The organism is Pedobacter terrae (assembly GCF_036946585.1).
GTDB classification, from domain to species: domain Bacteria; phylum Bacteroidota; class Bacteroidia; order Sphingobacteriales; family Sphingobacteriaceae; genus Pedobacter; species Pedobacter terrae_C.
In genome coordinates this window covers 1-17,483 of sequence record NZ_JAQIIV010000005.1, presented here as the reverse complement: position 1 = coordinate 17,483, position 17,483 = coordinate 1, and the positions used below count along the sequence as shown (strand labels likewise).

The 17,483-nt window shown below is 39.7% G+C and carries 10 protein-coding genes and 1 pseudogene; all 11 read left to right on the top strand.

The features are described 5' to 3' along the window. Positions 1 to 5: 5 nt before the first annotated feature. Entirely contained in the window at positions 6 to 1,694 is a 1,689-nt protein-coding gene (locus tag PGN18_RS09110; protein ID WP_335319151.1) for a tetratricopeptide repeat protein, read from the top strand. Then, positions 1,672 to 2,463: a DUF4292 domain-containing protein gene (locus tag PGN18_RS09105; protein ID WP_335319149.1), complete on the top strand. Its 792-nt coding sequence runs from the start codon at positions 1,672 to 1,674 to the stop codon at positions 2,461 to 2,463. The genes PGN18_RS09110 and PGN18_RS09105 overlap by 23 nt, the downstream gene beginning before the upstream one ends. A gap of 176 nt (positions 2,464 to 2,639) precedes the next feature. After that, a complete protein-coding gene (locus PGN18_RS09100) occupies positions 2,640 to 3,935 on the top strand; it encodes a murein hydrolase activator EnvC family protein (RefSeq protein ID WP_335319148.1) in 1,296 nt (431 codons plus the stop codon). A gap of 46 nt (positions 3,936 to 3,981) precedes the next feature. After that, the gene (locus PGN18_RS09095; RefSeq protein WP_335319147.1) at positions 3,982 to 4,341 is read left to right on the top strand and encodes a Sec-independent protein translocase subunit TatA/TatB; all 360 of its coding nucleotides are present in this window, start codon (positions 3,982 to 3,984) and stop codon (positions 4,339 to 4,341) included. Between the two features lie 10 nt (positions 4,342 to 4,351). Beyond that, positions 4,352 to 4,552: a Sec-independent protein translocase subunit TatA/TatB gene (locus tag PGN18_RS09090; RefSeq protein ID WP_029986031.1), complete on the top strand. Its 201-nt coding sequence runs from the start codon at positions 4,352 to 4,354 to the stop codon at positions 4,550 to 4,552. Positions 4,553 to 4,570: 18 nt separating this feature from the next. Continuing rightward, the gene (gene gatA, locus PGN18_RS09085; RefSeq protein ID WP_335319144.1) at positions 4,571 to 6,004 is read left to right on the top strand and encodes an Asp-tRNA(Asn)/Glu-tRNA(Gln) amidotransferase subunit GatA; all 1,434 of its coding nucleotides are present in this window, start codon (positions 4,571 to 4,573) and stop codon (positions 6,002 to 6,004) included. A 191-nt stretch (positions 6,005 to 6,195) separates the two neighbouring features. After that, positions 6,196 to 7,599 (top strand): lytic transglycosylase domain-containing protein, encoded by a 1,404-nt coding sequence (locus PGN18_RS09080; RefSeq protein WP_335319143.1) that lies wholly within the window; start codon positions 6,196 to 6,198, stop codon positions 7,597 to 7,599. Between the two features lie 397 nt (positions 7,600 to 7,996). Beyond that, positions 7,997 to 10,318 carry an NADP-dependent malic enzyme gene (locus PGN18_RS09075; protein WP_335319142.1) on the top strand — a complete coding sequence of 774 codons (2,322 nt, stop codon included), beginning with the start codon at positions 7,997 to 7,999 and terminating at the stop codon, positions 10,316 to 10,318. 6 nt (positions 10,319 to 10,324) lie between these two features. Then, on the top strand, positions 10,325 to 10,909 hold the full coding sequence (gene ruvA, locus PGN18_RS09070) for a Holliday junction branch migration protein RuvA (protein ID WP_335319141.1): 585 nt from the start codon (positions 10,325 to 10,327) through the stop codon (positions 10,907 to 10,909). 11 nt (positions 10,910 to 10,920) lie between these two features. Next, a pseudogene (gene sov / locus PGN18_RS09065) lies at positions 10,921 to 17,054 on the top strand (T9SS outer membrane translocon Sov/SprA). Between the two features lie 8 nt (positions 17,055 to 17,062). Next, positions 17,063 to 17,483 (top strand): hypothetical protein (locus PGN18_RS09055; RefSeq protein ID WP_335319139.1); only part of this gene is annotated, 421 nt, incomplete at its 3' end.

Below are 17,483 nucleotides of genomic sequence, written 5' to 3'. Positions count from 1 at the left end.
ACAAAATGCATTTTCTTATCGGAGCTACTTTGGTGAGCATCCAGGCTTTAGGGCAGGGAATGGTTGCGCCAAATACCAATCGCGATAGCAATATGGTAAAGCAATTATTTTTTGCTGGCTTGCGGGAGAAAATGTCTGAAAATTATGTTGTAGCAGCTACCAATTTTAATAAAATTGTTGGATTAGATCCGAATAACGATGCTGCCTATTTCGAACTGGCCAATGCAAACTTACGCTTAGATAAGCTTTTGGAAGCTGAACAGCACATTAAACAGGCTATAAAAATAAACGCCGGAAATTTATGGTATTGGCGTTTACTTGGGGAAGTTTATAAACGCAGTAATAATATGCCCGAACTGATCGGGGTATTTAACCAACTGATCCGTCTTGACCCTGAAAATGATGCCTATTATTTTGATAAGGCCAATGCAGAGTTTTTAGCCAATCAGCCGGATGCGGCCAAGAAGACCTATGATGAAATTCAGGGTAAATTTGGCGATTCGAGGGAGCTGGTAAATGCCAGAAAGCGGTTGCAATCTAATGGCAATGCTGCAATTGAAAGTGATATTGTAAAGTTGTTGGAAGGCAACCAGGCCGATGTAAAGAACTATTTATATGCTGCAGGTTTACTTTTACAAAAGGGGAACGATCCTGAAGCATTAAAGGTTTTAACCAAAGCGCAGCAACTTGAACCAAACAATTTTGAGGTAAATTTGGCTTTGGCCGATATTTACCGCAAACAAAAAAATGATGAATCCGCATTTTCTTCCTTAAAACTGGCTTTCCAAAGCAATGAAATGCCACTTACGGAAAAGGTGAAGATCATTGCAGCACTTTTCTCTAAACTGAACCAGCCTGTTGTTGCTAAAAACGTAACCGAACTAAGCAGACTGGTTGCGGAGAAAAACCCAACTGAAGCCAAAGCATTGGCACTTTATGGCGATGTACTTTATCAGCAGAATAAATTAAAAGAAGCATTGGTTCAATATCAGGCTGCATTGAAACTTAATGAACAGGTTTACATTGTATGGGAACAAGTGATTAATATCCAAACATTGCTCGGACACTACGATGAAGCCATAAAAGTTGGCGATGAAGCTTTAAGCATTTATCCCAATCAGGCCAGTTTATATTATTATATGGCTTATGCCCAGTTTAAAACCGGTAAATATGAGGCTGCCCAAAGCAATTTAAAAATCTCTTCACAATTAGATGTAGACAACAAAAGCCTGCAGACGCAGATTTATGCACTTCAAGGTGATGTTTATATCAACCAGAATAATTTTGCTCAGGCCAAAACGGCTTTTGAAAAAGCAATTGCAATAGAGCCTGACAATTATCTCATCATGAATAATTATGCCTATTATTTGGCATTAAGAAATGACGACTTAAAAAAGGCGGCCAAATATTCGGAAACAGCAGCGCTTGCCATGCCGAACAATGCCTCAATTTTAGATACCTATGCCTTCATTCTGTTTAAACAACAAAAATACGATCTGGCAAAAATATGGATTGAAAAGGCTTTACAAAACAATAGCAGCAAGAATGGTGTTTACTTGGAGCGGTATGGAGATATACTGTTTATGAAGGGCGAAAAAGATGCTGCATTAATCCAATGGTTAAAGGCAAAAGAGGCCGGAAACGGATCAGAAGTATTAATTAAGAAGATAAATGAAAAAAAATATTTTAAATAGTGTATTCTTTTTAGGGGCGTTAATTTTTGTTTCAGCATGTAAACCTAAAAAAGAAATTGTTGTGGCTCCGCCAACTAAAGCAGAAACCAAAACAGATAATTCCAAAGCAGAAGCCTTAGCCTTATTAAATAGTAAACAACTTAAATTTAATACCCTTTCGCTTAAAGCAAAAGCAACTTTGGATATTGCTGGCAATTCGAATGATGTAACCATGAATTTCAAAATGAAAGACAAGGAAACCATCTGGGTTAGCATTACGGCATTGGGTGGGATGGCAGAGGTGGCAAGGGCGTTAATTACACCTGACAGCATCAAGATCATGAACCGGATGAAGAACGAATACCTCAAAAAACCATTCAGTTACATCTACAATTTTACCAACAACCAGGTTAATTTTAACACGCTACAGGCCATTTTAACGGGTAATGCTATGGGAGAGTTTTTAACTGGAGAATCGGATGTTAAACAAGAAAATGGCGTTTGGGTTGTTTCCGGAAACAAATCAGCGTTAGATTACAGACTGCTGTTTAATACACTTTTTAAGGTATCTGAAACCAATTTAAATGATGCCAAAAACGGTCAGGCTTTAAAAGTAACCTATACCGACTATCAAAAGTTAAATGAATCTTTATTTCCTGGTGCACTAAAGATCAACACGCTATCTAAAGCGAAAACCATAAATATAGACCTACAATACGTAAAAATTGATGGCAATGTTCCGGTCGATTTTCCGTTTAATGTACCAAAGAGGTTTACGGTTGTAAAATAACAATAATTATAGTTAATATATCATGGTTGTCAGGAGATCTGCTGTCTGCAACAGGTTATTTGGCAATCTTTGTATTATATGAAGATTATGTGAAGAGGGTTCTGTAATAAGTAATTATGACGTTAGTATCTCAATTTTAATGTTTTTTACTGTAAAAATTTTATACTTTTGGCTTAATGAAGCTACAAAAACTCCTATTTATCCTTTTTTTAAGCGTGTTAACACTTTCAGCTGTTGCGCAAACTGAAAGCCAGCTCAGAAGGAAAAAAGAAGCTATACAACGTGAAATCGAACAGCTCCAAAAGAATTTAAATAAAACTGCCAATGGTAAAAAGCTTACCATACAGCAGATTAATACCATAAATGCCCAGATCAGGTTGCGCCAGGATAAAATTGGAACCATTAACTCTGAAATAAAAAATCTGGATAACCAAATCTCTCAGAACACAAATACCGTACATACATTACAAGGTCAGTTAGGTGATCTTAAGAAAGAGTATGCGGGCATGATCCGTTTTGCACAGCGAAATAGAAATTCGTATGATAAAATGATGTTTATTTTTGCAGCAAAGGATTTTAATCAGGCTTATAAAAGGATCAAATATTTGCAGCAATTCAGTCAATACCGTAAAAAACAGGCTGGTTATATTGAAAATACACAGCAAGATCTGAACGGAAAGATTAAGGTATTGGACAAAACGCTTAGAGAAAAAAGCGATCTCCTTAAGGAGCAGGAAAAAGAGCGTGAACGTTTAAGTAAAGATAAAAATAAACAATCTGTAGAGTTAAATAAATTAAGTAAAGACGAGAAGCAGTTTAGACAAGATATTAGTAGCCGTAAAAAACAGCAGGCACAGATAGATCGGGCCATCAGTGCTGCGATTCAAAGGGCAATTGAAGAGGCACGAAGAAAGGCGGCAGAAGAGGCAAGAAGGAAAGCAGCAGAGGAAGCAAGAATTGCGGCAGCCAAAGCGAAGGCAGAAAATAAACCTGCACCAGCAACCCCTGCTACACCAACTGCTAAAGCCAAATCGACCGGGGAATTGCTAACGGCAACTCCAGAGACTGCAAGACTATCGGCAGGATTTGAAAATAACAGAGGAAGGTTACCTTGGCCGGTAGCGACAGGAACAATAACCGAGAGGTTTGGCCTGCATAAATTAGACCAGGCAAGTTATACCAATGATGGTGTGGATATTACAACAATAGATGGTGCTCCAGTTAGAGCAGTATTTGCAGGTAAAGTTGCCGCTGTTCAGGTAGTGATGGGTAGAACCGTGGTTCTGATCAACCATGGTGAATATTTTACGGTGTACCAAAACCTAAAATCAGTTAGTGTGAGTGTGGGTAATTCTGTTGAAACCAAACAAACCATAGGAGTGGTTGCTAGTACCGGTGATGATGCTGTTTTAAAGTTTCAGATCAGAAGGGGGCAAGCGGCCTTAAATCCGGAAGCCTGGATCAGTAAATAAAATAATAGTTTTTAAAATGTCTATATTTGTATAAATTATATTAGTGATGTATCAAGGCACGTTATTAGAGTTTTTAAACATGGGTGGATCGGAGATCGTGCTCATTTTGGTGGTGGTTCTGCTGTTGTTTGGTGGTAAAAAATTACCTGAACTGGCAAGAGGACTGGGGAAGGGGATCAGGGAGTTTAAAGACGCCTCTGACGGTGTTAAGCGTGAAATTCATAGAAACATCAATGCGATGGACCTGGATAAAGAAGAAGCAGAAGAAACAGCACAAAATCATAACCAGCGCCATCATCCTACAGAAGAATCGCCTGTTGATGAAAAGGTGACGTCTAGTTCAACGCATCCTGAAGCCACTAAATCAGCTGAAGAAAAAATTACAACAGACAAAGAAAAAGTTTAAACAAAAAGTTATGTTAAATACAACAATAGCAGCAATGCTTGGAACACCAGAAATTATCATTATTGCGGTAGTGGTATTGTTATTATTTGGTGGTAAAAAAATTCCTGAACTGATGAGGGGTTTAGGTAAAGGTGTTAAAGAATTTAAAGATGGTAAAGATGGTGTTGATGGTGATCAGGTAGATCCATCTAACCGTGATAAAACTGTTTAATTGCAATAATTTTTAGTTTTGAAGAAATACAGCTCTCTTAAGGAGATTCAAACGCTCATTTCGCAAAAGCAATTAACTTTACCCGATTTATTGGCTTATTATTTTAAGCAAATTGAAAATAATGAACACCTCAATGCATTTAATGAGGTGTTTTTTTTATCGGCAGAAGTTCAAGCGAAGGCGGTACAGCAAAAAATAGAAAATGGAACTGCAGGTAAACTTGCAGGAATGGTAATTGGTATTAAAGATAATATCTGTTATGAAGGCCATGTTGTTACGGCATCATCAAAAATGCTCGAAGGCTTCGTATCTCCATATTCTTCTACAGTTGTGCAACGTTTGTTACAGGAAGACGCCGTTATTATCGGCCGTTTAAACTGTGATGAATTTGCTATGGGCGGTTCCAACGAAACCTCATATTTCGGGCCTGTTAAAAATGCTGCAAATCCAGCGCTTGTTCCAGGTGGCTCTTCAGGCGGCTCAGCTGTAGCTGTGCAGGCTGATATGTGTTTATCTGCACTCGGTACCGATACCGGTGGATCAGTAAGACAACCAGCCGCATTTTGCGGTCAGATTGGTCTGAAGCCAACTTATGGTCGTATTTCAAGGTATGGTGTGATTGCTTATGCTTCGTCTTTTGATCAGGTTGGTCCTATTACCTCTTCAGTAGAAGATGCAGCTTTGCTTTTAAAGGTTTTAGCTGGTGTAGACGATTACGATTCAACAGTTTCTCCTCTTGCGGTACCTGATTATCCCGTTCAGTTAAATGAACAAAAAAAACACAAGATAGCGGTATTAGAAGAAACCATTGAAAGCGAAGCCCTTGATTCCGAAATCAAATCTGCCATTTTACAATCAATTGAGCAGTTGAAAGCTGAAGGGCATACTGTGGAGTATGTTTCTTTTGATCTGTTAGATTATCTGGTTCCGGCTTATTATATCTTAACAACGGCCGAAGCCTCTTCAAATCTTTCGCGTTATGATGGCGTTCATTACGGACACCGCAATATGGACGCAAAATCCCTAAATGAACTTTATAAATTATCCCGCGCCGAAGGTTTTGGCGAAGAAGTTAAACGCCGTATCCTTTTAGGAACCTTTGTTCTAAGTGCAGGCTATTATGACGCTTATTATCAAAAAGCACAGCAGGTGCGTCGGTTGATCAGAGAAAAAATGGATCTTTTATTCCAGGATTATGACTTGGTTCTTTCTCCTGTGGCACCAACTGCAGCTTTTAAAATAGGTGATCATCTCCAGGACGCATTGGTGATGTACATGGCCGATATTTTTACTGTACTACCATCTTTAAGCGGAAATCCGGCAATCGCTTTGCCAATAGGCAATAATGAGGCGGGTTTGCCGTTAAGTATACAATTTACAGCCAAACATTTTGAGGAAGATAAGCTTCTGGCTTTTTCTCAGGCATTTTTATCATCGTTTTATCGTCATTGAAATTACGCACAATTTTAATGCAAAAAGCATTATAATTAAGTATGGCAATGACATTTTATTAACTGTTTTCCGGACATAGTCTGGAAGGTTCGCGGTTTTCCCTTAATTCCTTTTGTGGATAGATGAGGGGATCTGTATAAAGTTTTGTAGGAATACAAAGCACGGTTAATGAAAAATTGAACCAATAGCCCATGATTAAAAAATTACTTTTTGCTTCAATCTGTGCTTGTTTAGGATGTGTTTCTTCCTCTTCTGCGCAGCAAACGCTCAAACTGGATAGCCTGCCAAAGATTCGTAATAATATCTTTATCAATACTGATACCGTAGCCGTACCTGTTGTTTCTGAAAACCCATTGAGCATGGGGCAAAACTTTATCTACAAACTCAGACTAGATTCTATTGCTAAAACAGTACCCCTACCTTACAATGAATACGTTCAGCAGTATATTGATATTTACGCTAAGCGCAAAGATATGTTCGGTAAAATGATGGGCTTATCGAGCTATTACTTCCCGATTTTTGATAAGGCCTTAAAGGATTATAACATCCCTCAGGAAATAAAATATCTCACTATTGTAGAATCGCAGATGAATCCGCATGCTATTTCGAGAGTAGGCGCTACAGGTATCTGGCAGTTTATGTTCGGAACAGGCAAGGCTTACGGTTTAAAGATGGATAACTTTGTTGATGAACGAAAAGATCCCATACAGGCCAGTTATGCTGCAGCAGCCTATTTTAGGGATGCTTTTGAAGAACTTGGCGATTGGCTATTGGCCATTGCCGCGTATAATTGCGGAAAGGGAAATGTAAACCGTGCCATTGATAAAGCGGGATCGAGGGATTTTTGGGTAATCAGACAGTTTTTACCAAAGGAGACCAGAAATTATGTTCCGGCATTTATTGCTGCGGTTTATGTAATGAACTATTCTCACAAACACCAGATCACGGCACAGGCTTCGAACCTGTTCCTCAAGACCGACACGGTGCAAACTACCCGTTTTGTATCTTTAGCTATGCTGGCCAAAGCGCTTAATATAGAAGAGTCGGCTATGATGGCTTTGAATCCCTCGTACAAGAAAAAAATTGTTAACGGCACGGATGAAGAGCCGAAACGTATAGTAATGCCTAAGTTAAGAGATATTGATTACGCAGGTATTTACGATGTGCTGAACAACCATGAGATAGATGTCGACATGAAAGTGGTGGCTGCCAGCACAGATGATATTCGGGAATTAAGAAAACAAAAGGATAAAGGTATAGCTACATCAGCTGTAGTTTATCATAAAGTTACCTCCGGTCAAAATTTAACAACCGTTGCTGATAAATATGGTGTAGAAGTACAAGATTTAAGGGTTTGGAACGGTTTAAAAAGCAAAATCCTGGTGCCTGGACAAAGATTAAAGATCTATGCCAAAAACCGTACACCATTAAAAGCACCATCCTCATTTTTAAGCTACAAAGTGAAAATGGGCGATACCTTATCAGAAATTGCAGAGAAATTTGATGGGGCAACTGTTCAAAGTATCAGAAGGGACAATCGTTTATCAAAAGCAGGTTTGCAAGTTGGCATGATCCTGAAAATTAGCAAGGGGTAATTTGAAATATTCAACCTGCTGCATCAGCTAAATGATTTCATCTCAAATGTAGTAAAGGGATCTTTGAAACTTATTCAAAGATTTCCCTCTCGATTTAATGTCCTAACTGCAACTGTTTTTTGATTTCCACCAGCTCTTGGGATTGATAGCGTCATTGGTTTAAATTTGTGCTTTATTGAAGTTGGTTAGCAAATGCCTAAACTATACAAAAAAGACCTGACCAAACGGTAGGGCCAAGTATCGAAATGACAATCTACTAATGTGGCACCCTAATCCGTTAATAACTAATTAAGTTGATATCTGTTAACTCCATCTCATTTAACTTTTTTGGACGGCTTTTTATTTTAAGCCTCATAAAAAGAATTGTACCTTTGCGCCGTCACTAATAAGTTACTTAATGAGTAATACGAATAGAAAGCAAGATGCGTTGGATTACCATTCGCAAGGCCGTCCGGGAAAGATACAAGTAGTACCTACTAAGCCAACAACATCACAAAGGGATTTAACCCTGGCATACTCTCCAGGAGTTGCAGAACCTTGTTTAAAGATCGCAAACAATACAGAAGATGTTTATAAATATACCGCTAAAGGTAATTTAGTTGCAGTAATCAGTAATGGAACAGCCGTTTTAGGGCTGGGCAATATCGGCCCTGAAGCAGGTAAGCCGGTAATGGAGGGCAAAGGCCTTTTATTTAAAATATTTTCTGATATCGATGTGTTCGATCTGGAGCTGGACACCGAAAATGTAGATGATTTTGTAAAAATCGTTAAAGCTTTGGAGCCGACCTTCGGAGGGATCAATCTGGAGGATATCAAAGCGCCGGAGTGTTTCGAGATCGAGCGGCGTTTAAAACAGGAGATGAATATCCCGGTAATGCACGATGATCAGCATGGAACAGCGATTATTTCTGGTGCGGCATTACTGAATGCCTGCGAAATCCAGAAAAAGAAAATAGATAAAATCAAAGTTGTGGTAAGTGGCGCGGGTGCTGCTGCAGTTTCCTGCTCTAAAATGTACCTGAGCTTAGGGGTTAAAAAGGAAAACCTGGTCATGTTCGATATCAACGGGTTAATCGACATTCACCGTACCGACTTGGATGATATCCGCATGAGCTTCGCTACCACCAGGAAAGATATCGCTAATATTGGAGAGGCCATGAAAGGGGCCGATGTTTTTATCGGACTTTCGGCAGCAAACGTTATTTCTCCGGACATGTTGATGGGAATGGCCAAAAACCCGATTGTTTTCGCAATGGCAAATCCAAATCCCGAAATTGCGTATGAACTGGCCATCAAAACCCGTAAAGATCTGATCATGGCTACCGGCCGGTCTGATTATCCGAACCAGGTGAACAACGTTTTGGGTTTCCCTTATATTTTCCGCGGGGCGCTTGATGTTCGCGCAACCAGCATTAATGAGGCCATGAAAATTGCTGCGGTTAAGGCAATTGCTGAATTGGCGAAAAAATCAGTTCCCGAGGCAGTTAACCTGGCCTACAATGCACGTAACTTAAAATTCGGACGCGATTACATTATTCCAAAACCTGTTGACTTTAGATTGATTACCGAAGTATCAACGGCTGTGGCAAAAGCTGCAATTGAAAGCGGTGTAGCCAGAAAAAATATTACCGATTGGGATGCCTATAATGAAGAACTAAGGAAACGTTTAGGTTTGGATGACGCCATTATGAGAGCGGTAACAACCAAAGCTAAAATGGACCCTAAACGGGTGGTATTTGCAGAGGCTGATAATTATAAAATTTTAAAAGCTGCACAGATTGTCAAAGATGAAAATATTGCCATTCCTATCCTATTGGGTAATCAGGAGAAAATACAGGCCATTATTGATGAGCATGCTTTAGAACTTGGGGGAGTAGAGATTATCGATCAGATGCAGAATCCTGAAAAAACCAAACAATATGCTGAAGCACTTTTCAAAAAACGCCAGCGTAAAGGTGTTTCTTCTATGCGCGATGCGACAAAGCTATTGAGAGACCGTAACTATTATGGTGCTTCGATGGTTGAATTTGGTGAGGCCGATGCGATGATTTCAGGTTTAACAAAAAATTATGGTGCCACTATCAAGCCAGCCCTTCAGGTAATAGGTGTAGAACCAGGCGTTAAACGCGTTGCGGGTATGTACATGATGATGACCAAAAAAGGCCCTGTTTTTTTTGGTGATACGACTGTGAACGTGGATCCAACGGCAGAGGAGTTGGTAGATATTACATTGCTTATCGATAAATCGGTTAAACAGTTCAACATCAAACCACGTATTGCCTTGTTATCTTATTCAAATTTTGGTTCTAATGATGGGGTAACTCCGAACAAAGTTCGGGAGACTGTAAGGCTTCTTCACCAAAACCATCCTGAAATCGTAGTGGATGGAGAGATGCAGGGGAACTTTGCCATCAATAACGAATTGTTGCAAGATAATTTTCCTTTTAGCACTTTGGCAGATGCTCCGGCCAACACTTTGGTGTTCCCAAATCTGGAGTCAGGAAACATTGCATACAAATTGTTACAAGAGCTTGGCGGTGCTGAGGCAGTTGGCCCAATCCTTTTAGGACTGAATAAACCTGTTCATATTGTTCAATTAGGCAGTTCTGTACGTGAAATCGTTAATATGGTTACTATAGCTGTTGTAGATGTGCAAGGAAAAGAAGAAATTGCAACATCGAAACGAAAAGGTATATTTGGGAAAACAACTAAAAAGTAATATTACATGTACGCCTATATTGATGGTAGATTGACTTTTAAAAACCCGGCTTATGTTGTGGTTGAAGCCGGAGGTATAGGCTATCATATAAATATCTCGTTAAATACTTACAGCGCTTTGGGCGATGCTGAAAGGTGTAAATTATATACCTGGTTGCATGTAAAAGAAGATGCACACACATTATACGGCTTCGCTGATGAGGGCGAACGCCGTTTATTTTTACATTTAATTTCGGTATCAGGTATTGGTCCGAATACAGGAAGGATGATTTTATCCTCCATCACTCCAATTGAGATTCAGACTGCAATTGTTAAGGCAGATTTGCCACTAATACAGCGAATTAAAGGTTTAGGAGCAAAAACCGCACAACGCCTGGTTTTAGAGCTACAGGATAAATTAAAAAAAGAGGGGGCAGATTCATTAATTTCTATGCCTCAACACAATACGGTTAAAGATGAAGCGTTATCAGCATTGGTAATGCTCGGATTTGCCAAACAAACCGCCGAAAAGGCTATAGACCAGATATTAAAAGTAACAGAAGGAAGCCTTTCGGTTGAGCAACTAATTAAACAAGCTTTGAAAACTTTATAGAATTAACGCCTTTGAAGAGAATTTTTACATTTCTTTTTCTCATTTCTCTCTTTTTAATTGCTTCTCAAACTACTTATTCTCAAGTTGTTTCAAGCAAAGCGGACACTGTTAAGCCTAAAAATAATTTTAGCTTACGTGAAAAAGAACAACTAGGTCTTAGTCCGGCGGTTAATCCATTTTATCCATCTCCCAGTAATTTAAGACGTGTTGTAGAATACGATGCTAAAAATAGACGTTATATAATTAAGGAACTGATAGGAGAAAAATTTGTACTCAATACCCAATATTTAACTATCGATGAGTACCAGCGCCTGGTAAACAGCGAGATAAAAAGAAGTAATTGGCGTAGCATTTCCAATGCTGAAGTGAGCGATTATAGAAGCACAGGTGTTATTCCTAAAATCCAGGTGAATAGCAAAGCTTTTGAAAAACTTTTCGGGGGTACGACGATTGATATCCAGCCACGAGGAGAGGCCGAACTTACTTTTTTAGGAAGGATAAATAAAAATGAAAATCCACTTTTTAACGAAAGGCAAAGGGTACAAACCAATTTCGATTTTAACCAGAGAATTCAGATGGATCTGGTTGGAAATATCGGTACCAAGCTAAAAATTAAAAGTAATTACAATACCGAAGCACAGTTTGATTTCGAAAATCAGATCAAGTTGGATTATACTGGTGGTGTAGATGATATTATCCAAAAAATAGAAGCGGGTAATGTAAATTTACCTTTAAATACCTCATTAATTACTGGAACACAGGCTCTTTTCGGTATAAAAACGCAACTTAAATTCGGGCGTTTAAATGTGACAAGTGTTTATACACAACAAAAATCACAATCGAGAGAGATTAAAATTACCAATGGTGCACAGCAAAATACCACTACAGTAAGTATTGACAACTATGAGGCCAATAAACATTATTTCCTATCGCAATATTTTAGAAATAACTATAATAGAAACCTGGCTAACGCACCCATTATTACCTCTCCCATCCAGATTACTAAAATTGAAGTTTGGATTACCAATAAAGCAGGAAATACAAACGATTCCAGAGATGTATTGGCTTTGATGGATTTGGGCGAAAATGTTCCCTTTAACAATATCTTAGTTACAGGGGGAACTTCGGGGTTACCTGCAGGAACTACCGCTACTGGTTTCCCACAACAATCTAACAACCTGATCTCGCAATTAAACGCTTATCAGGGTGGTGCGATAAGACAAACAAATTCTAATGCAGTCCTTTCTTTCTTCCAAACAACGCTGGCCAACAGCAGCAATACCGATAACTTTGCTAAATTGGTTTATGCCAGAAAGTTAACAGATCGCGAATTCACCTTTCAGCCACAGTTAGGTTATTTATCGTTAAATAACCCGCTAAATGCCGATGAAGTGTTAGCTGTGGCCTATCGCTATACCTACAATGGGGTGGAATATCAGGTAGGTGAGTTTTCTACCGATGTGCCTTTTGATGCGGCTAATCCTAAAATGCTTTATGCAAAATTATTAAAGAACGAAACCACCAAGATCCAGTTGCCAACCTGGGATCTGATGATGAAAAATATTTACTCTATCGGTGGGTACCAGATCAGCAGTCAAAATTTTAAACTGGATATTTACCGTATTGATAATGAAACAGGGGTAGATAATCCGGTGATGACCGAAGGTCAGAATACCGCTAACAAGCAGTGGATTGCCCTAACTGAATTTGATCGCCTCAATCAGCAGAATGAACGGAGACCTGATGGAGTTTTCGATTTTGTGGCAGCAAACAATGCTTTTGGATCATATTCTACAGCAAGCAATGCCAATCAGGCCAGTATGTTCGGTGTAGGCAGCAATGGGCAAACCTCATTGGTTACCAATACCAATTCAGGTTATATCACCATTGATCCGGCCAATGGAAGAATTATTTTTCCCGTGATTGAACCCTTTGGTAAAGATCTGGCTGCAAAGTTTTTGCCTAGCGAACAGGCGTTGATCAATAAGTATACTTTCACCGCGTTATACGATTCAACACAAACCATCGCCAGGCAGCTCTTTCAAAACCAAAACAGGTATACCATTAAGGTAAATTACCAATCTGATATTTCTTCTGAATTCAGCCTGAATGCCATCAACGTTCCGGAAGGATCTGTAAAGGTTTTTGCAGGAACTATGCCGCTTACCGAGGGCGTTGATTTTACCGTTGATTACCAGGGTGGCCGTGTGAGCATCATCAACCAGGCACTTTTGGTATCCGGCCAGCCGATCAGGATTACTACAGAAAACAGTGAAACCTTTGGTTTGCAGCAAAGGTCACTTTTCGGAACCCGTTTAGATTATCGAGTGAACAATAAACTAAACCTCGGTGGTACAATCATGAACCTGACCGAGAAACCTTTAACCCAAAAGGTAAACATTGGAGAAGAGCCCATTTCGAATACCATTTGGGGTGCCGATATTAATTATAGTTCACCATCACGGTTTTTAACAAAATTAGTTGATAAGCTTCCGTTCATTTCAACCAAAGCACCATCAAGTGTAACCTTTTATGGTGAATTTGCACAACTCATTCCCGGACACCCTAGAGCACTGAATTTTGCAGGCAGTAAAAACGGGGTAAGTTATTTAGATGATTTCGAAGCTTCACGATCGGTAATCGACTTAAAGAGTGCTATTGCCTGGCAGCTATCTGGTACACCACAGCTTTTCCCTGAATTCAATAGATCCAACGATCTATCTTATGGTTATAACCGGGCCAGGATTGCTTTTTACAACATTGATCCAACTTTTTATAATTCGGCAGCTTCTACTACGCCTGCCAATATCCGGGGCAACCGGACAGAGCTGTCTAATCATTACGTAAGAGAGGTGATTGAGCAGGAGGTTTTTCCATTCAAGGAAACCGCAACCGGGCAGGCTTTAAACATTACTACTTTGGATGTGGCTTATTACCCTACCGTTAGGGGGCCTTATAATTTCCGGACGACTGATTTTAGGCCAGATGGAAGTTTACTGCAGCCCAGAAACAACTGGGGCGGCTTCCAGCGTAAGATCGAGACCAATGATTTTGAAGCCTTAAATGTTGGCTTTATTGAGTTTTGGCTAATGGATCCATTTATTTATAAACCAAACTCGGCCGGTGGTGATGTATATTTCAACCTGGGGAATATTTCGGAAGATATTCTTAAAGATGGAAGAAAATCACTAGAAAATGGTTTGCCTGCCACAAACGATCCGAGCAAATATGATGAAACAGTTTGGGGGCGTGTGCCAAAACTCCAACCAGTTGTACAAGCTTTCGATAACGATCCCAATTCGCGTAGAGCCCAGGATGTAGGTTTGGACGGATTATCAGATGCTGATGAAAAAGTAAAGTTCGCTGCGGCAATTACTCAGATCAAATCGCAACTGAATGCAACAGCCTCTGCCGCACTTGACGCAGATCCATCATCAGATAACTACACTTATTTCAGGGGGCCGGCACTAGATCAGATTAATGCGGGTATTCTTAAACGCTACGAAAAATATAACGGAACAGAAGGAAACTCTAAAACTTCGCAACAATCACAAGAAGAATTGGGACTTGAAAACTCGGCTTCCACTTCTTTGCCCGATGGTGAAGACATCAACCGCGATAATAACATGACGCAAAGTGACGAGTATTTTCAGTATAAAGTTTCAATGCGCCCGGGTGATTTAAATGTAGGACAGAACTTCATTACCGATAAAGTAACCTCGCAGGTGAGGTTGGCCAATGGAAATACGCAAGCCGTTTCGTGGTATCAATTCAGAATTCCGATCAGCCAGTATCAAGATCGCGTAGGTGGTATTCAGGATTTTAAATCTATTCGTTTCTTCAGGATGTTTATGACCAATTTTGCAGATACTGCCGTAATGCGTTTCGCGAAATTACAATTGATCCGTGGGGAATGGAGGGAGTTTAATGCGTCGAACCAGGCTTCGCAAGTGATAGTAGATCCCTCTTTACCCGCACTTACTCCTGATAATTCTACCATTGAGGTTTCGACGGTAAACATCGAAGAAAACGGAAAACGGTCACCAATTCCATATGTAACACCACCAGGTATTCTTCGCGAGCGCGATTATAGCAACTATCGTGGCGATACGCGTTTAAATGAGCAATCCTTATCGGTTACCGTAAAATCGTTAAGAGATGGTTACGGCAGAGCAGCATTTAAAACAGCATACAGCGATTTCAGATCTTATAAACATTTAGAAATGTTTATTCATGCTGAAGCGGTTAATAACCAAATTTTAAATGATAACGATGTTGCAGCATTCTTGCGAATTGGTACCGATAATCAAGATAACTATTATGAGTATGTAATTCCTTTAAAGGTTACTAATCCAGGTACAAGAGATGCGGATGCCATTTGGCCTGAAGCCAATAGAATGGATATTAACCTAACGCTTTTCCAGAATGCAAAATTAGCGCGCAACGTTGCTAAACAAGCTAACGGACAACCATGGCCTACCAATGTTCCATTTACCTATACTGACGGAAATAGAACAATTGTAGTTAAAGGGCAGCCTGACATGAGCAAGGTTAGGGTGTATATGGTGGGTGTTAAAAATCCGCTCCGTGCCGCCAACGACGAACAAAATGATGACGGGCTAGATAAAAATGCACTGGTTTGGTTTAATGAATTAAGGTTAACTGAATTCGATGAAAGAGGCGGTTGGGCAGCCACTGGAAGACTGAATTTAAAATTGGCCGATTTTGCAGATGTAAATATTTCCGGAAGTAAATCGACCATTGGTTTTGGATCTATTGATTCTAAAGTAAGTGAGCGGAACCGTGCAGACAATGTATTGCTTGATGTGTCTTCGGCGGTGGAACTGGGTAAATTCCTGCCGCAGAAATCGGGTGTAAAAATCCCTATGTTTGTGAATTACTCTAAACAGGTTTCTACGCCACAATACAATCCTAGGACACCAGATATTGAACTCAAAAATGCTTTATCGCAATCTACCAAAGAACAAAAAGATTCTATTTTAAATTTCGCACAGGATTATACGATTAGACGGGGTATCAACTTTACCAACGTTAGAAAAGAACGTACCAATACCAGTAAGCCTGCCCAACTTTGGATATCGAAAATTTTGCTGCAAGTTATGCTTACACCCAATATAATCATCGCGATTTTATTAATCAAAACAGCATTCAGAATACTTATAGGGCATCGCTACAGTACAGTTATGCCAGAGAAGCCAAAACGATAGCGCCTTTTGAAAAGATTATAAAATCGAACATGCTGGCTTTGTTAAAGGATTTTAACTTTAGCATTTTCCCAAGTGCCATTAATTTCAGGATTGATGTGGACCGTTTATATTCAGAAAATACCTTGCGGAACAACGATCCGAATAATACCATTGGGCTTTACCAGAGTGGTTACGGCACCACCTTTAACAAAAACTTTACCATGAGCCGGATTTATGGTATTGCATGGAACCTTACGCGTTCGTTACAGTTGGATTTTAATGCCACAAATTATTCGATTATTGATGAACCGGATGGCAGGATTGACGGCATCAAACGTGATACCGTTTGGCAGAACCTTAAACGATTAGGGCGTACAACAGATTATAACCACAATTTAAATGTGACCTATAATTTACCTATTGATAAAATACCAGGGCTAAACTGGGTGACCGTAAAAACCCGTTATGGTACCAACTTTAACTGGCAGACGGAGCCGCTATCTACCTTACGTGATCCGAATATAAATTTAGGTAACACTGTACAGAACAGCAGAACTGTTCAGGTGAACCCAACATTAAATTTAACTACGCTCTACAACAAATTTGGCTTTATCAGGAGCGCCGGTAGTGAAGATGGCAACAAAGCGAAGAACTTCTTCATCAATATTTTAACCAGTTTGAAAAACGTTAATGCCAGTTTTGTGCAAACAAAAGGTATTTTTCTGCCAGGTTATATGCCAACCACTCAGTTTTTTGGCCTTGATAGGGCTACTGGCGCACCAGGTCTGGGTTTCGTTTTTGGGAGTCAGCGCGATATCCGGGAAATGGCACTTGGCAATGGCTGGTTAACGACTGATACTTTACAAAACCAGTTATATGTGAATACCCTGCGCGAAGATTTTCAGTTTACCGTTTGGTTGAACCTTTTAAAGATTTAAGGATTACTTTGAAAGCCAACAAAGCACAAACCAGAAATTTCAGTACCAATTTCAGGTATGTGGCAAGTGTAGCCTCATTTGAGAATCTCAGTGCAATTACCACCGGCGATTACAGTGTATCATACATTGCTTTGGGTACAGCATTTAAAGAAAGCAACGCTACAATTATCTCAGGACTATTTAATCAGTTTATGGCCAATAGGATGATTATCTCCAGAAGACTGGGTGCTGAAAACCCCAATTCAACTGGCATTAGTGGAGGCTATGCAGATGGATATAGTAAAGAGAGCCAGGATGTTATTATTTCGGCTTTTATGGCAGCTTATTCGGGCAAAGATGCAAGTAAAACAAAAATGAATGCTTTCCCCAAAATACCGCTTCCAAACTGGAGTTTAACTTATGGTGGCTTAACCCGCATTCCTTTTATTG